This window comes from Desulfovibrio oxyclinae DSM 11498 (assembly GCF_000375485.1).
Classification (GTDB): domain Bacteria; phylum Desulfobacterota; class Desulfovibrionia; order Desulfovibrionales; family Desulfovibrionaceae; genus Pseudodesulfovibrio; species Pseudodesulfovibrio oxyclinae.
This window is the reverse complement of the sequence record NZ_AQXE01000011.1, coordinates 62,045-79,166: the sequence shown is the minus strand read 5'-3', so window position 1 is coordinate 79,166 and position 17,122 is coordinate 62,045. Positions and strand designations below refer to the sequence as shown.

At 48.8% G+C, this 17,122-nt stretch carries 19 protein-coding genes; 17 read left to right on the top strand and 2 right to left on the bottom strand.

The window, feature by feature from the left end; translation table 11 throughout:
* Positions 1-48 precede the first annotated feature (48 nt).
* From B149_RS0112650 to B149_RS0112590, 14 genes are all read left to right on the top strand, one after another.
* Positions 49-1,128, top strand: a complete 1,080-nt coding sequence (locus tag B149_RS0112650; RefSeq protein WP_018125536.1) for a hypothetical protein — start codon at positions 49-51, stop codon at positions 1,126-1,128.
* Positions 1,129-1,135: 7 nt separating this feature from the next.
* Positions 1,136-2,251, top strand: coding sequence for a DegT/DnrJ/EryC1/StrS family aminotransferase (locus tag B149_RS0112645; RefSeq protein ID WP_018125535.1), 1,116 nt, complete (start codon positions 1,136-1,138; stop codon positions 2,249-2,251).
* Positions 2,251-2,955: a WbqC family protein gene (locus B149_RS0112640; RefSeq protein ID WP_018125534.1), complete on the top strand. Its 705-nt coding sequence runs from the start codon at positions 2,251-2,253 to the stop codon at positions 2,953-2,955. The genes B149_RS0112645 and B149_RS0112640 overlap by 1 nt, the downstream gene beginning before the upstream one ends.
* A gap of 18 nt (positions 2,956-2,973) precedes the next feature.
* Entirely contained in the window at positions 2,974-4,218 is a 1,245-nt protein-coding gene (locus tag B149_RS0112635) for a radical SAM protein (RefSeq protein WP_018125533.1), read from the top strand.
* Between the two features lie 16 nt (positions 4,219-4,234).
* Positions 4,235-5,275: a hypothetical protein gene (locus B149_RS0112625; protein ID WP_156816826.1), complete on the top strand. Its 1,041-nt coding sequence runs from the start codon at positions 4,235-4,237 to the stop codon at positions 5,273-5,275.
* Positions 5,245-5,937 (top strand): class I SAM-dependent methyltransferase, encoded by a 693-nt coding sequence (locus B149_RS0112620; RefSeq protein WP_156816825.1) that lies wholly within the window; start codon positions 5,245-5,247, stop codon positions 5,935-5,937. The genes B149_RS0112625 and B149_RS0112620 overlap by 31 nt, the downstream gene beginning before the upstream one ends.
* Positions 5,934-6,410: a GNAT family N-acetyltransferase gene (locus B149_RS0112615; RefSeq protein ID WP_026167601.1), complete on the top strand. Its 477-nt coding sequence runs from the start codon at positions 5,934-5,936 to the stop codon at positions 6,408-6,410. Before B149_RS0112620 ends, B149_RS0112615 begins: the two co-directional genes overlap by 4 nt.
* A 24-nt stretch (positions 6,411-6,434) precedes the next feature.
* Positions 6,435-7,361, top strand: a complete 927-nt coding sequence (locus tag B149_RS18575) for a glycoside hydrolase family protein (protein WP_156816824.1) — start codon at positions 6,435-6,437, stop codon at positions 7,359-7,361.
* 25 nt (positions 7,362-7,386) lie between these two features.
* Positions 7,387-8,319, top strand: coding sequence for a glycosyltransferase (locus tag B149_RS17210; RefSeq protein WP_156816823.1), 933 nt, complete (start codon positions 7,387-7,389; stop codon positions 8,317-8,319).
* Between the two features lie 119 nt (positions 8,320-8,438).
* Positions 8,439-9,536 carry a glycosyltransferase family 4 protein gene (locus B149_RS18360; protein WP_156816822.1) on the top strand — a complete coding sequence of 366 codons (1,098 nt, stop codon included), beginning with the start codon at positions 8,439-8,441 and terminating at the stop codon, positions 9,534-9,536.
* 292 nt (positions 9,537-9,828) lie between these two features.
* The gene (locus tag B149_RS0112605; protein ID WP_018125527.1) at positions 9,829-10,581 is read left to right on the top strand and encodes a DUF1538 domain-containing protein; all 753 of its coding nucleotides are present in this window, start codon (positions 9,829-9,831) and stop codon (positions 10,579-10,581) included.
* A 13-nt stretch (positions 10,582-10,594) separates the two neighbouring features.
* Positions 10,595-11,374, top strand: coding sequence for a DUF1538 domain-containing protein (locus B149_RS0112600; RefSeq protein WP_018125526.1), 780 nt, complete (start codon positions 10,595-10,597; stop codon positions 11,372-11,374).
* A gap of 4 nt (positions 11,375-11,378) precedes the next feature.
* Positions 11,379-11,726: a P-II family nitrogen regulator gene (locus B149_RS0112595; RefSeq protein ID WP_018125525.1), complete on the top strand. Its 348-nt coding sequence runs from the start codon at positions 11,379-11,381 to the stop codon at positions 11,724-11,726.
* Between the two features lie 27 nt (positions 11,727-11,753).
* On the top strand, positions 11,754-12,149 hold the full coding sequence (locus B149_RS0112590; RefSeq protein ID WP_018125524.1) for a CBS domain-containing protein: 396 nt from the start codon (positions 11,754-11,756) through the stop codon (positions 12,147-12,149).
* A gap of 313 nt (positions 12,150-12,462) precedes the next feature.
* On the opposite strand, the gene B149_RS18035 is transcribed toward B149_RS0112590, so the two are convergent.
* Positions 12,463-12,810 carry a C-GCAxxG-C-C family (seleno)protein gene (locus B149_RS18035; protein ID WP_018125522.1) on the bottom strand — a complete coding sequence of 116 codons (348 nt, stop codon included), beginning with the start codon at positions 12,808-12,810 and terminating at the stop codon, positions 12,463-12,465.
* 270 nt (positions 12,811-13,080) lie between these two features.
* On the opposite strand from B149_RS18035, the gene B149_RS0112575 reads away from it, so the two are divergent.
* Complete coding sequence (locus B149_RS0112575; RefSeq protein WP_083909229.1) at positions 13,081-14,154, top strand: PEP-CTERM sorting domain-containing protein; 1,074 nt, start codon at positions 13,081-13,083, stop codon at positions 14,152-14,154.
* Between the two features lie 66 nt (positions 14,155-14,220).
* Here the strand turns inward: B149_RS0112575 and B149_RS0112570 are convergent, their stop codons facing one another.
* Positions 14,221-14,637: a winged helix-turn-helix transcriptional regulator gene (locus tag B149_RS0112570; protein WP_018125520.1), complete on the bottom strand. Its 417-nt coding sequence runs from the start codon at positions 14,635-14,637 to the stop codon at positions 14,221-14,223.
* A gap of 117 nt (positions 14,638-14,754) precedes the next feature.
* Between B149_RS0112570 and B149_RS0112565 the strand changes: the two genes are divergently transcribed.
* Both B149_RS0112565 and B149_RS0112560 read left to right on the top strand, forming a co-directional pair.
* Positions 14,755-15,354, top strand: a complete 600-nt coding sequence (locus B149_RS0112565; RefSeq protein WP_018125519.1) for a flavodoxin family protein — start codon at positions 14,755-14,757, stop codon at positions 15,352-15,354.
* Between the two features lie 318 nt (positions 15,355-15,672).
* Complete coding sequence (locus tag B149_RS0112560) at positions 15,673-16,935, top strand: DEAD/DEAH box helicase (RefSeq protein ID WP_018125518.1); 1,263 nt, start codon at positions 15,673-15,675, stop codon at positions 16,933-16,935.
* The last annotated feature ends 187 nt before the right edge of the window (positions 16,936-17,122 follow it).

Sequence of the window (17,122 nt, the reverse complement as noted above, 5' to 3'; positions counted from 1 at the left end):
GTTAATTATGATAGTGGTCATCAATGTAAGTCAATTCAGAGGGATAGTATGAGGCAAAAGTTTTATATACATATTGGTATGGGAAAAACTGGAACATCTTCCATACAGACTTTTTTTGATGTTAATCGGGATGCTTTTAAACGCAGGGGAGTATATTACCCTATAACCAGTCGCGTAAACCACGCCCATCTTATTTGTAATAACGACTTTGAAAGAATTAGTTTAAAAAAGCAGATTTTTAATTGGAAAAAACTAATTAGGGAGGGGAAGAAAAGTTCTTGTGAGAAAGTTGTCATCAGTTGCGAAATGTTGGCACATTTACCAGAGCAAAGTGATATTTTCCAGATAGCTGAACTGTTTGCTGGTGAAGATGTTACGATTGTTTGTTATATAAGGCGTATCGATACTCTTTTGCAATCACAATATGTCCAGGGTTTGAAACGAGGAGCGTATTTGTATACCCCGGATGAATATGTCTCTCTGTTGAAAGGTCGAAGGATGCTTACCCTTGACTGGTGGGCAGAAGCTTTTGGGGATGAGAATGTTATTCTAAAACCTTTTGAAAAATCTGCTCTCAAAGGGGACTTGGTAGAGGACTTTCTTGATTGTTTGGGAGAGAAGCTTCATCCTGAATACGAACGTATCAAGAGCAGTAATATTTCTCCCAAAGGCGAAACATTAGCTGCCATGATTGAGGTCACACGAATGGTCAAGGCTGGCTTGCTTGACCCTGATGAGGGAAAGTACCTTAATCGTAGTTTGCAAGAGATGTCTCACCTTTTTTCTTGGTCCAAAAAAAGAATACAGCTTTTTTCTCGTGAACAGATTCTTAGTAGTTATCGTGCATATGAGCCAAAGTATAAAGAATTCGCTCGGCGTTTTTTAGGCCGTCGAGATGGAGTGCTTTTTCAGGAGCCATTAGTATTGAAGGATGCCAGCAGTGAAGAGGATTTACAGCTTGACCGAGAGGCGCTTCTTCGTTTGTTGTTGGGGGCTCAGCTCTCGCATCGTAAGGCGTTACGGAGCATGCCGCGGCGATTACCTAGGTATTATTTTGAAAAGGTAATGGAAAAATGTTTGTCTTTTGTAGGGGGGGAGTTCAAAGCTCGGCCCTTGGAGAAGGATTGATAGCACCATGAGTATTCACGTAACACGCCCTTCACTTCCTTCTTTGGACGAGCTTCTTCCGTTGCTTGAGGACATCTGGGACAGTAGGCAATTGAGCAACATGGGGAAATACCATGCTGCATTTGAAAAAGCATTGTGCGATTATCTGAAGGTCTCGCATGTTAACCTTTTTTGCAATGGTACTATGGCTTTGCAGACGGCCCTGCAAGCTCTTCGTATCACGGGAGAAGTGATTACCACCCCGTTCAGTTTTGCCGCTACCACACATGCAATATACTGGAATAGATGTACTCCTGTATTCTGTGACATTGACCCTGGTACCCTAACCCTTGATCCTGAGCGCATAGAGGCCCTTATTACTCCTCAAACGACGGCAATACTGCCAACTCACGCTTTCGGTTTTCCCTGTAACGTTGAGGCTATCGAACGCATCGCAAGTATCTATGGCCTTAAAGTTGTTTATGATGCAGCTCCAGCTTTTGGCGTTACGATTGATGGGGAATCAATATTCAACAAAGGCGACCTATCGATTGTGAGTTTTCATGCCACGAAGGTTCTCAATACCTTTGAGGGCGGAGGTATTTTTTCTCAGGATGCGAATCTAAAACGCCGTATTGATTTTCTCAAGAACTTTGGAATTGCGGATGAAACTACAGTCGTTGCTCCTGGCAGCAATGGTAAGATGAATGAATTTCAAGCTGCTGTAGGTTTGCTTCAGGTGAAGGATTTTAATTGCAAACGCGAAAAATCAAAGCATGTATTTAATAGATACGTTGAGGCTTTTTCTGATCAATCCGGATTGAGGCTTGTCAGACCTCGCAAAGGTATTGAATGGAATTATTCGTATTGCCCTGTGTTGGTTGATAAAAAGAGTTTTGGTGCCGACAGAGAGCAGGTTTATGNAAAGCTTAAGGAACATGATATTCATCCGAGGCGATACTACTATCCTTTAATTAGTGATTTCCCTTCATACAGAGACCTCAAAAGCGCTGGTCAACACTCTCTTTCGGTCGCTTCAGAAATCAGTGAAGCAGTGATTTGCCTTCCGATTTATCCAGACCTTGCTCCGTTTGACCAAGAAAAAATTATTGATCTGGTTCTTTCCTGCAGAGGAGGACAGTAATGCGATTAGCCGTGATGCAGCCATATTTTTTGCCCTATCTTGGTTATTTTCAGCTGCTTGCATCCGTAGATCGATTCGTTGTGCTTGATGATGTTAATTATATTAAGCGGGGATGGGTGAATCGAAACCGTATTCTTGTAGATGGGCGACCTAATACTTTTTCTTTGCCTGTTAAAAAGGCAAGCCAGAATAAAATGATCAATGAGTTGGAACTCGGGCAGGATTACGAGGATTGGGCTAGAAGGTTTCTTAAAACAATAAAGCATGCTTACAAAAAAGCACCTATGTATAATAACGTGATGCCTTTGATTGAAGACATGCTTGCCTGTAAAATAAGTGGTTTATCCACTTTTCTTGTGCATTCGCTGAAGAGAGTTTGTTCTTATCTTGGGATTAGTACGGAAATAGTTGAAACTTCTTCTGTATACCCTCGGAAAGGGCTGTCCGGGTCTGACAGGGTTTTGGATATTTGCATCCAAAATTGTGCTGAAACGTATGTCAACCTTCCCGGCGGTAGAGATCTGTATGACTGCGCAACCTTTCGGCGGAAGGGTATATCACTTGAGTTTTTACAGCCCAAGCTTAGGTCATATCCACAGGGGACAGGGGATTTTGTTTCAGGGTTGTCGGTTCTTGATGCTATGATGTGTACATCTAGCTTCCAAGAGTTGTTAGTTTACGAAACTGAAAACGTTCAATGCTAGAACGGGTATAATGATTATATGAAAAAATTCTATGTGTTTAGCGCGGGGTGTATTCGAAGGGGCCTGGATGTTATCCATCTTCAGAGTTATCTGGAGCGCAATGGTTGGGATATGTCCAGGAAACCTGAGACTGCTGACATGATAATTGTTGCAACCTGTGGTGTCGTTGAGCTTAATGAGGAGAATTCGCTTAGAGCTATTCATGAAGCGGTTGCAAGGCGTGGAAACAAGAACTCTCTTATCGTTGTAACTGGCTGCCTTCCTCTGATTAACGCTGGCCCGATGAGTGACATCCGTGATTGCGTTTTTGTCCCCACGGGTCAACTGGAAAAATTTGATGAGTTGATTAATGCCATCACTCCTTTTGAAGAAGTGGAGTATCCGGACAGTATTGCCGATAATCCGGATATAGTGAATTATCTTGTAGCCCGTAGTTTTTGTCGCAAGTCAAAGCTGTACAAAAGAATATTCTACAAATTCTTTATGAACGGTAAGTTTCTCGAATACTCAGTTCGAGGGAAAAGTTTATACGAAAAGATTAAAAGTCTTGCCAAAGGCAACAAGCCGCAAACTTTTATTCCATACTATAATATTAAAATTGCGGATGGATGTCTTAGTCAATGTGCTTTTTGTGCAACGAAGTATGCTACAGGCACCCTGCGTAGCCGACCGCTTGAGGACGTTTTCCATGATTTTAAAAAGGGAATAGACAAAGGTTATAAGACTTTTCAGTTAATCGCAGAAGACACCGGATGCTACGGGAAAGACATAAACAGTTCTTTGGCCGAACTGATTAAGTCTCTTTGCAGTTATGCTGAAGATTTTAATCTTATAATAATCGACTGTAATCCACAGTGGTTAATTGAGGATCGAGATACACTGCTGCCTGTAATTGTTAGACACCAGGAAAACATTAAGGAGCTGTTTGTCCCACTTCAGTCAGGCTCTAATTCAGTACTTGAGTCGATGAAGCGGGAATACAAGGCACAAGATGCCTTGGATACTCTTAAAGAGATCAATGAGAGAGCGCCTGAGATTGCGTTAAGAACCAGTCTGCTTATTGGATTTCCTGGTGAAACTGAGGAAGATTTCCAATTGTCCAGAAAGGCTGCGAAAGCTTTGGGATTTGCTGAGGTCACTGTTAACCGATATGAGGATAGGCCCAAGGCTGTGTCATCATCTCTTCCTCAAAAGGTTGACTCAGCGACTATAGAAAAAAGGGCTGCTGTATTGTCTGAAGACGGGTGTTACATCCTGTCTTAAGCCTTAGGCCTTATTGATGAAACACGAATTGATTCCATTAACGGATGAAGAGCGCTGGTGCAGAGCATTAGATGGGATGGCTACTCCGCTGGCTCATTCTCATGCTTACTGCAAAGCTTTGTCTTTGTCAGTGGAATATGAGTTGTTTTTGTATCGGTGTGATGGTGATGGAGGCAAGGCTGTATGTCCTCTAGGAGTTCGAAGACTGTCAGCCACAGCTCCTCCGGAATTATTTTCTCCCTATGGTTCTGGTGGCTTCGTAACCACATGGCCCTCAAACAAAGGCCACTCATTTTTTGCTGAATGGACAGATTTTTGCCGTCGAGAAGGATTTGCAACTGCATACATCGTGCAAAATCCAGCGATTGAGTTGCCTACGGACATGGTTCATGAATTTGAGGAGCAGCCCCAAGTGGTCTACCTTTTGGACCTGACTCCGCCTCTGAAGGATATGTTTTCTTCGCTTAATAAGACTCATCGGTATGAGATTAGAAAAGTTGATCGCGATCATACAGTTACAATCGCGCATAGTACGCCTGTTTTGCACGAAGCTTTTCTTGAATTGTATCCACAGACTATGCAACGTGTTGGTGCTTCTGATTGCTACGATTTTAGCCGCGAAACGTTGAAGGCTTTTCTTGAGATTCCAGAAATGGTGCCGGTGGGTGTTATTGTAGGTGGCAAAGTCGAGGCGGTTTCACTTTTCATTTTACCCGAAGGGAATGGGAGGGGAGACTGCAATGTGATGGAATACTTCCTTAGCGCATCAACCTCAGCTGGCAGAAAATATTCCAGAAATATAATCTGGAACGCACTAGAAATGCAGAAAAAAAGAGGCGCCGGTTTGCTCAATTTGGGAGGCGGAGTTGCCCCCGGTGATGGCCTCGATCGATTTAAACAGCGATTTAATGCCGTACCGTGTAATTTGAAAGCATTGAAGCAAGTTGTTTTGTCAACTGAATACAAGCAACTTTGCCTTTCTGCAGGTGTGGATTCCAACTCGCAAGACGGATACTTTCCTCCATATTGGAAAAACAGGAAAAGCTCTACGCGCTAGCAGGAGATGTGCTTTTGTCTAAAATGAATGGTGGCGATTATGAAGTCGTTAAAGAACACTATGAAAAACGACTGGCAGAGTTTGGCCCCAATCATCGCGGGGTTGACTGGCCAAATCAACACGATCTAGAACGTCGGTTCGCAGTGATGTTGGATGTTGTCCGTACACGAGCTGGCAGTGTGTGTCTGGCTGATGTAGGGTGTGGAGTCGGATTGATGGTGGACTACTTGACTGACACAGGGCAGAGGGAGCGTTTTAACTACCGCGGTATTGATATATCCGAAAAGATGATTGAAGCTGCTAGTCGTAGACATCCCAATGAGTTTTTTGAAGCTAGGGATTTACTAAAAAATCCAATTCAAGAGCAAATTGCCGATTATGTTTTAATGAATGGAGTCCTTACAGAAAAGCTTACTCTTTCACATCAGCGTATGGCCGATTTCGCAAAGCACATTATTTACTCAACGTATGGTCTTTGCCGCAAAGGACTGGCCTTCAATGTGATGAGCAGTCATGTAGATTGGTACAGGGATGACCTCTTTCATTGGCCTCTGGATGAATGTGTTTCATATTTGGTTAAGAATATCAGTCGGCATGTCACAGTTCGAATGGATTATGGATTATATGAGTACACTGTCTATGTTTATAGAGATGCGATATGAACCGTCTTTGTTTTAGATTGGCTAGTATTGATGATTCTGAGCGTCTTTGCTCTTTGATGAAAAATAGTTGTCGAACTAATTTTAATTTTCCTGAGCAGGCCATTGCCGGATATGCGCAGCTTTTTGAGACAAACAATTTTACCAGCTTTTTAGAAAGAGAGAGAGCTGCTGTCTGGGTTGCCGTTTTTGATGAAATGGTTTGTGGTTTCTTGTTGGCCTTGCCTCCTGAGGGGGGAGTCTCAACTGTCCTTTGGCTTCTAGTTGACCAATCCTTTCAAGCGAGAGGTATCGGTTCTATGCTGTTTGATCAGTGTGTGGACTTCTATAAAAAGCACGGTGTTCACAAGATAAAGTTAACGGCTCCGAGCGAAGATGCAGTAGCATTTTATAAAAGAATCGGTTTTCAAGTCGAGGGTTTTCATCCGCATCATTGGTGGGGAAAAGATTTTTGGTCTTTGGGGTATAATTTGTAACTTGAATTTCAAGAAGGTGTTTCGATGGCCTGGAGAAAAATTGGACTTGTCTTTGATCGTAGTAAGTATGAACTCGACTGGATTAACAGCCATGCAATGTTGCCGACACCTCTTGTGATGGAAGATTGTATCCGTGTCTACTATAGTCCGCGTGATGTAAATGGGAAGAGTCGGATTACTTACGTGGACTTAGACAAAGACGACCCTGCAAAAGTCCTGTATGTGCATAAAGAACCAGTTTTAAGCCTCGGAAAACTTGGTGCTTGTGATGACAGTGGTACCTTATGTACTTGCGCGCTTGAGTGCGACGGAAAAATTTATTTATATTACACTGCTTACAATATTCGAGTGACTGTGCCTTATGGCAATGCGATTGGACTTGCTGTAAGTGATGATGGAGGGAACAGTTTCACTCGCTTATTTGATGGTCCTGTTTTGGATAGAAGCGCTTATGATCCTTATTTTGTCATATCTCCATGGGTCATGAAATTTGGGGAGGGATGGCGCATGTGGTATGCCGCAGGTACTAAATGGATTACTGTGGATGGTAAACCAGAATCTTTGTACCAGATAAAGACTGCATTTTCACAAGATGCAATAAATTGGTGCAAGGATGATCTAACTTGCATCCCGACCATGTCTGAATATGAGGCAAATGCCAAGCCGACTGTAGTTTTTGAAGATGGAATGTATAAAATGTGGTTCTGCTATCGAGGAAGCAATGACTTTAGAGACGGTCCTGAGAGTTACCGTATCGGGTATGCAACTTCTGAAGATGGACTGAGTTGGATCCGAAGTGATGCTGAATGTGGAATCCAGCCAGGGCCGCAAGAATGGGATTCTAAAATGCAAGCCTATCCTTCTGTTGTTAGTACAAAAAGCTCAAAGTACCTTTTTTATAACGGTAATGGCTTTGGGATGAATGGCTTTTGCTGCGCTGTGTGGGAGTAATTGCTAGTTCGGGATGGGTTAATCTGTGTCTGATGTGACTGCCCCTTTTGTTGGTGTGATTATGGGAACGTATAATCAAGCCAACTATATTTCTCATGCTCTTGACGGAGTCTTGATGCAGCGAGGGGAGTTTCCTGTTAAGATTTTTTTGTCTGACGACGGTTCTACTGATGGTACTCGGGAGATATGTCAGAAATACAAGGAGCAGCACCCTGATCGTATTTACTTGCTGATGTCTGAGGAGAACACAAAAGGTAAAATTGTTGAGAGTCTATATGACAAATGTTTCTCGTCGGGAGTGAAGTATGTCGCCATGTGTGAAGGTGACGATTACTGGACAGATCCTCGTAAGCTTATAAAGCAAGTAGAGCTTCTTGAGTCTGATCTTCACCTTTCCGTGGCTATACATAGTCAAGCAGTGATTTTTGATGGAATGGAAGGTCAGAATTTTGTTCAAGGCAATATCTTTTGCAAGAAAAGGGTTGCGCTTGAAGATGTTTTGGCTTGCTTTCCTTGTAATTTCACTGCTTCGCTTCTTTTCAGGAATCCAAAGACTCTTCCCAGTTGGTTTTACACCACCGTATCTCGTGACCATGCCTTGCTGATTTGGCTTGCTACTTTTGGAGATATATATTTTATGGATGATGTGATGGCAGTTTACCGACAGCATCCAGCAGGAATAACTAAGACAATTGCCAAGAAACCTTTTGAAGAGTTGATCGCAGTCAATGAACGCAAAACAAGCTTTCTTGTTGAGCTTGATGGTTATTTTAACAAGAAGTATTCATCCATCATTAGAAAACACATCTTTCATCAGTTTGAAGAAGCCTTGACCCTTTCCCGTCTGCATGGACGCCGTTTCTCAGCTTTTCGTTATTGGCTTAAAATGTTGCAGCATGATTACGCTCGTACCGTGAGAATGAGCGTTGCATTTTTGATTAAAAGGCTGCATTTTTAGAAGAGTCTTGTGGAGTATTTAATAAGTACTTGACGCTGTGTCTTTGCTGCTGCCAGACCTACTATAAAAAATACAACTTAATTTTCCGTGTTTTCAATTTTTGGCTCTGTGGATGATTTGTGAATATTGTTTTTGTAATATCTTCATTGGATGCTGGTGGCGCAGAACGTGTGGTTTGTACAATGGCTAATCATTGGGCTGCGTCCTGTGAGCATTCCATAAGTATAGTTACTTTCAGTGAAATAAATGATTCATTTTATCCTTTGCATGAGAGTGTGTCGGTGCAGAATTTGTCACTCTTGTGGCCTTCGCAGAACTTATTGCAGTCTGTTGTCAACAACCTAAAAAGAAGCATTGTACTACGTCGTGCTATTCGAAATATAAATCCAGACGTTGTGATTAGCTTTGTGGATACTGTTAATGTTCGTTTGCTCCTGAGTCTTTTGGGGGCTGGTTACCCTGTCCTGATATCTGAAAGAAGTGATCCATGGAAGCATGACATAGGTAAGGTGTGGGGAAAACTAAGGTCTTTGACCTATCCTCTGGCTGATAGGATTGTTGTACAGAGCTCAAATGCTAAGCAATTCTTCCCGAGACGATTAAGTAATAAAATTGATATAATAGCGAACCCTGTTTCTGCGCCGCATCCAGGCGGTGAGAATGTATCCTTGCCAAGTCCCTTGATAACTTCCATTGGTCGTCAATCGGCTGAGAAGGGGCATTCGAGGTTAATCAAAGCGTTCAGTCAAATTGCATCCCGTCATGAGAGTTGGCATTTGGCTCTTGTTGGTGACGGGCCGTTGAATCTTTTTTTAAAGCAGTTGGTTTCTTCGCTCGGTCTTAATGACCGGGTTCATTTTACAGGACAGATTGTTAATGTAGCCAATTGTCTTCAGCAGACAGAACTTTTTGTGCTTCCTTCTTCTTATGAAGGGTTCCCTAACGCGTTATGTGAGGCCATGGCTTCTGGTGTCGCTGTGATTTCGACAGAATGTGGTGCTGTGAAGGATATTGTGCATCATGGCTATGATGGTTTGATTGTCCCTTGTGAAGATGTTTCCGCTTTAGCTGGTGCGATGGATGCTTTAATGAGTGATTCACAGATGAGAGAGACTTTCGCTTTTCGTGCGCAAAATGTGACAGAGCGTTTTTCGCTGCCGACTGTGATGTCATTTTGGGAATCATCTATTGACAAGGCTCTTCATAGAGCCTCATAAATGTTTTTCGTTTCACGTTTGATCCTTATCGCGTGACCACTCGTCAACTTGTTTTCTAGCCATCCCTTCTTCACCCGCAAGTAACGTGTCAGCCTGTTTACCATTCTGGCGCAGACCTCCGTCGCGGTTGCCTGCTAATAGATAATGCGTTTTAGTCTTCACGTTGTTTTTCTTTTGCTAGCACGTATTCGAACATCCAATCCCGTGATAAATATGCACGAATATGCAAAGAACCTTTGACTTGGGACATTTCTTTTGCAAGGTTGCGAAAAAGGCGGAACTACCCAATATTATGAAGGTTCAAACTCTTGATCGAATTGCGAAGGTTGTTCTGGGCAAGCTCTGGAGCTCGCTCAAGGACATGCTTCCCATCATTCTTGTCGTGGTCTTCTTTCAGGCGGTTGTGCTCAGGCAGCCTTTCCCGAATCTCGGGGAAGTGGCCTTCGGCAGTCTGTTGGTCCTCGTCGGGCTTGCGCTTTTCGTGCAGGGGCTCGAAATGGGCCTGTTTCCCATCGGGGAGAATCTGGCGCGCTCGCTTGCGAGAAAGGGGAGTCTGTTCTGGATTCTGACGTTCGCCTTTCTGCTTGGCTTTTGCACCACCGTGGCAGAGCCAGCGCTGATCGCCGTGGCCGCTGAGGCTGCGAGCATCGCCGCCACTGCAAATCTCATCGATGCCGGACAGTCTTCCATGGACAGCTACGCCATGGGACTGCGGCTGTCCGTGGCTCTCTCGGTGGGCGTGGCCATCCTGATCGGTGTTCTTCGAATAATACGAGGCTGGTCGATTTCTCTGGTGATTATAAGTGGCTATGTCCTCGTGATGCTGATGACCATTGTCGCGCCCGAAGAGATTATCGGTGTCGCCTATGACGCAGGCGGGGTGACAACCTCCACGGTGACGGTGCCGCTGGTGGCGGCGCTCGGCGTGGGGCTGGCCTCCATCATCAGGGGGCGCAGCCCGCTGCTGGACGGTTTCGGACTCGTGGCGCTGGCGAGCCTGCTGCCCATGATCTTCGTGATGGGGTACGGCCTCATAATCTTCTAAGCCTGGAAGCCGTATGGATTTTTTCATTGATTTCGGATCGGTCTTTCTGGCCACGGTACGCGATACGCTGCCGATCCTCGGACTGATTCTCGTCTTTCAGATATTCGTCATCCGCCAACCCATCCCGCATTTGCCGAGGGTGATTATGGGCGGTGTGTACGTGGTGCTCGGACTGGCCCTTTTCCTTATAGGACTTGAAAAGGCGCTGTTTCCTGTGGGTAAAGCCATGGTCGCGCAGTTGACCGCTCCGGATTTTCTCATAGGCGGAGTGGAAGCCCAGTCGGACTGGACGGCCTATTTGTGGGTCTACCTGTTTGCCGCCATGATCGGCTTCTCCACCACCATTGCCGAGCCATCCCTTTTGGCTGTGGCGTTGAAGGCCAGCGAGGTGTCCGGCGGCAGCATCAGCCAGTGGGGATTGCGGATCACCGTTGCCATTGGCGTGGCGGTAGGCATTACGCTGGGGGCATATCGGATCGTCACCGGCACGCCCCTTTCCCTTTACATACTTTGCGGGTATGTTGCAGTGGTGGTGATGACATTCTTCACACCCAAGAAAATTATTGCCATTGCGTACGACTCCGGTGGCGTGACGACGTCCACTGTAACCGTGCCGCTCGTGGCGGCGCTTGGTCTCGGACTTTCGGAAGCCGTTCCGGGGCGCAACCCCGCGCTGGACGGTTTCGGGCTGATTGCATTCGCCAGCCTTTTCCCGATAATTGCCGTCATGGGGTACGCGCAGATGGCGCATCTGTTGAATATGCGAGCCAGAGCAAAAACGCGAAAGGAATGATGTCATGAAATTCAAAGCTATTTTCGCCCCGGTCAAGACGCACAAGACCGATCCCATCGTGGATGCGGCCAAGGAGGCGGGCGCCACTGGGGCGACGATCATTTCCGCCCGCGGAACGGGGATGCGCGAGGCCAAGACCTTTTTCGGGCTGACGCTGGAAGATCAGACCGATATCGTCTTCTTTCTGATCGAGGAACACCTCGTCAATCCCGTTCTGGAGGCCATCCGTACCGCCGGTGAGTTCCAGAAGCCGGGCACAGGTATCGCGTTTGTGGTTCCCATTGAAAAGGTCATCGGTATGGAGAGCCAGATCGAGCGTTTCAAGGAAGAAGTCCGCGAGAAATATTTCTAGAAACCAGCATTTCAGGGAGTTGACATAATGAAACAGTCCATAGTTCGCGTCCGGGACGTGATGCATTCGGAAATCCTGAGCATCGATGGCATGGCGACCGTCAAAATGGCCGCAGACAAGATGCGGCAGGAACAGGTCTCCGAGCTTCTGGTGGAGCGCCGGCACGAAGATGATGCCTGGGGCATCATAACCATCATGGACATCGTGGAAGGCGTGCTTGTTCCCGGTCAGGACGCCGAGGACGTGAGCGTCTATGAAATAATGACCAAGCCGGTCATCACCGTCCCCGCGGTGATGGACATCCGCTACGCCACGAGGCTGATTCATCGTATGAAGATTCATCGCGCTCCGGTGGAGCACATGGGCGAGATCGTCGGCATGGTCACGCTCGACTCCCTCATTCTGGAACACGAGCTCCTGTAGCTGGAGGATGGATGTGGGGATTCTTCGTTGCGATCAATTCGCTGCTCAATAAGGTGCGGATATGCCCGAAGTGCCGCCACAAGCAGGCGGTGGGTGATTCGCAGAAGCATGATACGGTGAGGTGCCGCAACTGCGGGGCCGACATCCCGCCCAGCAGCGGACGCGGTAGGAATTCCTGATCCAAGCCGGCAGCACCTGCTTGTGTGCGTGTATATTTGTGGAGCGGGCCCGAGCGACATTGTCGGTCGGGCCCGTTTTGCTGTTTTACTAGCCCGAAGCGGCGTTTTTTTAGTAAAATTGATCGGATAGGTGCTTAAGAAGGGCTGTCTTCCATGCGGCGCTGGGTCAGTTGTGCGCTGAGGGAGACACAGTCCCGGCAGGAGATGCGTTTGAGGGAACGAATCTGTTTGCAAAGGACTGAACCGGCCTTTTGGGCAAAGGCTTCCTGAACGTCATTGGTTTCCTTTTTACCCAATATGACGCCGGCGGCGAAAAGCGCGCCGCAGAGTCCGCCTTCGGCTTTGCCGCCACCGGCTCCGGAGGCAGCCTTGACTGCGCCTTCGGGGATGCCCGCTTCATGCTGAAAAGCCTTGAGGACCGCCTGAGCGCAGTTGTACTTTTCCTTGCCCCGAAAGTGTTGCAGTGCTTCTTGAGCTTTCATGAATATCTCCAACCGCCGGGCCGACTTGGCCTTGAGCGGGACTTTTCTTGTACGACTCGTCTGGGATTACCGGACGGCTGGTCGTGCCGTGCGGTCAGGATTTCTACAAGGGGGATGANGATCTGTCTACCCCCTCCTCACGCTCGGGAAGGAGGCAGGCTGACTGATACACGCACGAAGAAGAGTGTAAAGGATGTCATAACGGTGTCTTGAAAACCCTACACTTCAGGACCGTGGGGAAAGTTTTAATGTCCATGATATTGAGCTGTTATGGATGTGCACGCTTTTTGCAAATTCTGTTCAACTGGAGGAAATGCAATGAACAGGTTTGTCTGCGCGTGTATTATTGTTGTGGCAGTCGTGGTTGCCATGCCGTCATGGGCAAAGGCTTTCACGTTTCCTGATCCCACCACCAACGCCATGTTGTACGGCGATTTCTATTCGTACTCACTGCCGATCCTTGCCTTTCAATATGATCAGGAATTCGGCGGTGGTGTCGGCCCCGGAAATCCGTATTACGTCCAGTCCACCGCTGGTCATATCAAGGACAGCATCGTCATCGCCACCGGCTCGACCGGGACTGGAGTAAACACCAACTTCCCGGGAATGGATAATGCGTATCCCACCCCGAACAGTTCCGGTGTGTCCACTTTTTCGACAGGCACGACGCCTGACCCCGGATTTACGCCGACCATGCCCGCCAATCAGGCGGATACGTGGGACTCGACCATCGAGGCGTTCATGGGGCAGATGGGCGGACAGAGTCCAGCCTTCTTTTTCAATAACAATCAGGAGCGGGTCGAGCAGGACCTGTGGGCCTATGGTCAGGTCAAGGTATGGAGCAGTACTGGCGGTGCCACAGCTGAATATTTCGATCTGGCAAGCCCCAATGGGGACGGAACCGGCATTTTCGGCGGCGATCCGGCAACCTATGTTTCCCCGACATATTCCGATGCATCCTGGGAGCCGACACCCTTTGAAGATTATATCATCTCCGGTGGGGATGTGTGTCTCAATGCTTCCGGCATACCTGTACCGTGTGGCAGCCCCGATGCGGTTGAGGGGCCTTTCCCGCACAACCTTGGAGAAAACGAGGCAGCCTATGCCGTTTTCTCGCCAGAGTTGAATGCCATGCTCGCGGCGTGGAACGGAGACAGCCCGTACGACATGATCTCCATGGATTTCCGTATGCATTCGCTCAACAGCGGATACGAGCAGGCGTTCGTGATGCCCGCCGAGTTTCTGTCGCAGCCGGTTCCCGAACCATCCTCCGTGCTTCTCATGGGGCTCGGTTTCACGGGGCTGGTCCTGGTCTCCATGCGACGGCGTTTTCGGCGTGATTGAGTAGGGATTGCGTTTCCTTGCAAGGGGTCGGCAGCAGCCGGCCCCTTTTCGTATTGCGCAGACTTGCTACGTGGAAGGGAGGACCGGATCTTCAAGGGCTTCGTATTTCTCGGGGTCAAAGACAAGCTCGCCGCCCCCGAGGTGACGTTCGTATTCAATTCCCCATTTTCGCAATTCAAGCAGTGCGGGGAGCAGTTTTCTTCCGAGATCTGTCAAAGCGTATTCGACCTTGGGCGGAACCTCGGGATAGGCCGTTCTGCTCAATACGTCATCATTTTCAAGTTCGCGAAGCTGCTTTGCCAGCATCCTTTCGGATATTTCCGGTATGGTCCGCTTGAGTTCTCCGTAGCGCATGACCCCTGTGCGTGCCAGATGATATATGATGACGGGTTTCCACTTGCCTCCGAATACCTGAAGCGTCAGTTCGAAAAAGNATCGGTATTCCTTGTCCTTGACCTTCTTGAGGGGGCACTGCTGGATCATGGCGGTTCCTGACTTACATGCGTGTAAGTGGCTGACTTTGATGTAACCTCTTGAAAAGAGAGTGAATCATGTTATGTTTGTCATCTGTTCGTACTAACGCAAGCCAAAGGAGGCAAGATGTACGCAGTAGCAGTAAACGGAAGCCCGCGAAAGGGCGGTAATACCGAGACACTTCTCAAGGCGACCCTCGAACCGCTGGAGCAGTCCGGCTGGGAAACCGAACTCGTTCAGGTGGGTGGTCGCAAGGTGCGCGGCTGTATTGCCTGCAATAAGTGTTTCGAGGAGAAAAACGGCACGTGCATCGCCCATGACGACCTGTTCAACGAACTGATGGAAAAGATCGTACGCGCCGACGCACTCGTATTCGGCAGCCCGACATACTTCTCGGACGTTTCCGCCGAGCTCAAGGCCGTGCTGGATCGCGCCGGATACGTGGGACTCGCCAACGGCGGCCTGCTGCGCGGCAAGATAGGTGCGGCAGTGGTGGCCGTGCGTCGCGGCGGTGGAATCCATGTGTACGACTCCATCAATCACATGTTCCTCATGTCCCAGATGATCGTTCCCGGCTCCATATACTGGAACCTCGGATACGGTCTGAACAAGGCGGAAGCCGCCGGTGACGAGGAAGGTATGCGGAATATGGGCAACCTCGGTCGGACCATTGACTGGCTCGGCAAGGCCATGAAGCCGAATATGGATTCCTTCCCTGTGGAATAAGCGTTACGGCGCATTGCCCAATCGGAAGGACGAAAGGTCCGGGAGCGTCAGGCAAAGGCGTTCCCGGCCTTTGTTTTGGGGTCGGCACGGCCGAAGCTTTACATCTGTGCTGATAACGTCTACAAAGTAACACCTCAGCGTGACTGGACGCACGGAAACCCTCACGCCTGTTCCCCAACGGGCGACCCTGTTCCGCATCAATTCGGACCAAGATCGATTTTTCGTCCCAGAGACCTGCCTGAAGCTTCCCGGCACTGCCGGATTACGACCGCTGTCACGCGCCGTCGTTCATATTTTCTTCCAAATTAGGACTAGTTAGTGAATTTCGACCAATTTTCGTTTGACCAGCGCATTGTCGCTGGAATCAAGGCCTGTGGCTATGAAACCCCGACCCCCATTCAGCAGCAGGCCATCCCCGATGTCCTCAAGGGCAACGACGTGCTCGGTCTGGCTCAGACCGGTACCGGGAAGACCGCTGCCTTTGCGCTGCCCATTCTCCAGCGCCTGCTTGATGCCGACGCTCCCAAGCGTGGTCCGGTAAAGACGCTGGTTCTTGCACCGACCCGCGAGCTGGCACTGCAGATTCAGGAAAGCTTTGTCGCATTCGGCAAGCAGAGCGGCATTCGCACCGCCGCCGTGTTTGGCGGAGTGGGCTTTACGCCGCAGATCAAGGCCGCGCGATCCGCCACCGTTGTGGTGGCCTGCCCGGGCCGCCTGCTGGACCTGCTCAATCAGGGCGTCATCAAGCTGGATCAGGTTGATACGCTGGTGCTGGACGAAGCCGACCACATGATGGACATGGGCTTCCTGCCTGACCTTCGCCGGATCATGGCCAAGCTGCCCGAGCAGCGGCAGAACCTGCTTTTCTCCGCCACCATGCCGAACGACATTCGCAGGCTGGCCGACAAGATACTCGACAATCCCGTCACCGTGCAGGTGGACAACACCCGCCCGGCGGACAGCGTCAGCCATGCCTTCTATCCCGTCAGGCATCACCTGAAGGGACAGCTGCTGGAAGACCTGCTTGAGAAAACCGAGCATGAAAGCGTACTCGTTTTCACCCGTACCAAGCATCGCGCCAAGAATCTGGCCCGTAAGCTGGAACGTCAGGGTCACGAGGCCGCCTTCCTGCAGGGCAACATGAGCCAGAACCAGCGTCGCCGCGCCCTCGACGGGTTCCGCGACGGCACGTTCCGCATCATGGTGGCGACGGATATCGCGGCTCGCGGCATCGACTGCGCCCGTGTGAGCCACGTCATCAACTTCGACCTGCCGGATACCGCCGAAACCTATACGCACCGCATCGGCCGCACCGGCCGTGCCGAGCGTACGGGCGCGGCGCTGACCCTGCTGGCTCCTGATGACGACAAACGTCTCGTCGGACAGATCGAAAAGATCGTCAATCAGCGCATCGAGCGTCACAAGCTCGAAGGGTTCGATTATGACCGCGCAGATACCAGGAAATCCGCTCCGCGCCGTGGAAGGCCCGGTGGAGGTTCCGGAAAACGTCCCGGCCGCCCCGGTGGCGCCAATGGGTCGCGCGGAGGAAAACGCGCTCCCCAGTCCGCAGGACGACGCTAAAAAAACAGGACGCCCCGCAATTGCGGGGCGTCTTTTTTTGCCGTACCAATAATAAATGCTTCGTACTGCTTTTCTTATAAAAGCATTTTGACAGATTTTTGTTTAGGAACCGACTCATGGTCCTTAGAGGATGTGAACTGTCTGTTCGTGGTTTGCCGGGGCTTTTGGACTTCATCTCAACTCAAGC

Excerpts from the sequence above, each read along its gene's own strand:
- B149_RS0112650 (WP_018125536.1), top strand. The coding sequence starts at position 49 with ATGAGGCAAAAGTTTTATATACATATTGGTATGGGAAAAACTGGAACA.
- B149_RS0112640 (WP_018125534.1), top strand. The coding sequence starts at position 2,251 with ATGCGATTAGCCGTGATGCAGCCATATTTTTTGCCCTATCTTGGTTAT.
- B149_RS0112635 (WP_018125533.1), top strand. The coding sequence starts at position 2,974 with ATGAAAAAATTCTATGTGTTTAGCGCGGGGTGTATTCGAAGGGGCCTG.
- B149_RS0112625 (WP_156816826.1), top strand. The coding sequence starts at position 4,235 with ATGAAACACGAATTGATTCCATTAACGGATGAAGAGCGCTGGTGCAGA.
- B149_RS0112615 (WP_026167601.1), top strand. The coding sequence starts at position 5,934 with ATGAACCGTCTTTGTTTTAGATTGGCTAGTATTGATGATTCTGAGCGT.
- B149_RS18575 (WP_156816824.1), top strand. The coding sequence starts at position 6,435 with ATGGCCTGGAGAAAAATTGGACTTGTCTTTGATCGTAGTAAGTATGAA.
- B149_RS0112605 (WP_018125527.1), top strand. The coding sequence starts at position 9,829 with ATGAAGGTTCAAACTCTTGATCGAATTGCGAAGGTTGTTCTGGGCAAG.
- B149_RS0112600 (WP_018125526.1), top strand. The coding sequence starts at position 10,595 with ATGGATTTTTTCATTGATTTCGGATCGGTCTTTCTGGCCACGGTACGC.
- B149_RS0112595 (WP_018125525.1), top strand. The coding sequence starts at position 11,379 with ATGAAATTCAAAGCTATTTTCGCCCCGGTCAAGACGCACAAGACCGAT.
- B149_RS0112590 (WP_018125524.1), top strand. The coding sequence starts at position 11,754 with ATGAAACAGTCCATAGTTCGCGTCCGGGACGTGATGCATTCGGAAATC.
- B149_RS18035 (WP_018125522.1), bottom strand. The coding sequence starts at position 12,810 with ATGAAAGCTCAAGAAGCACTGCAACACTTTCGGGGCAAGGAAAAGTAC.
- B149_RS0112575 (WP_083909229.1), top strand. The coding sequence starts at position 13,081 with ATGGATGTGCACGCTTTTTGCAAATTCTGTTCAACTGGAGGAAATGCA.
- B149_RS0112565 (WP_018125519.1), top strand. The coding sequence starts at position 14,755 with ATGTACGCAGTAGCAGTAAACGGAAGCCCGCGAAAGGGCGGTAATACC.